General features: G+C 39.8%; 1 protein-coding gene. It reads right to left on the bottom strand.

All coding sequences use genetic code 11. The features are described 5' to 3' along the window. Nucleotides 1–53 precede the first annotated feature (53 nt). Nucleotides 54–723: class I SAM-dependent methyltransferase (locus AC1DRF_RS30905; protein ID WP_477742689.1), on the bottom strand; the 670-nt coding region annotated here is incomplete at its 5' end.

The raw sequence follows: 723 nt of genomic DNA on the forward strand, positions 1-723 counted from the left end.
GGTATTGGCTGCACTTTAACGAAAATGGACGTGAATAGAATCACGTCCATTTTTTAATCTCGTTTTACAGCATGTACACGTATATGTTTAGCTTCTGCTAGCCAAGATCCATTTTGAAATAGTTTGTCTTGCATTCGATTTTCTAAGCGCGTAATGAGAACATTTTTAGTTTCTGTCGTCACGTGAGCAAAAAGAGGGGCTGCATTTGTTTCCAGCCAATTACGCAAGCCGTTTTCCCCTTTTAACAAGAAGGGACGGCTGTAGTGAATAGCCGTGGTGACTTGAAAATTCTGTGATTCCAAAAGAGAAGAATATTCAGCTACAGAAGGAAAGTACCATGGGAAATCTACATCGTTATAAGGGATATCAAACGTTTTAAATTGACGAATGATTTCTGTGAAAATTTCGTCCATGTTTCCTTTTCCCCAAAATTCTGCTACAAATCGGCCGTTTGGTTTTAAAGCATTGTAAATGTTTTTAATGACAAGGTGAGGGGGACGGATGTCGTGTAAAGTTGCATTTGAAAAAACTGCGTCAAATTGTTCGTAATAAGGAAGGTTAAGGGCATTTAACTGTTCAAAGGATAGAGTCGGGTACTGATGACGAGCTTGTTCAATCATATTTTCAGAGCAATCGATGCCCGTTGCACGGACATGAAGCTTATGGAGCTGCGAAATAAATTCGCCAGTGCCGCAGCCAATATCTAAAATATGTTCGCCAGCT

Source organism: Priestia sp. P5_B4 (assembly GCF_056400385.1).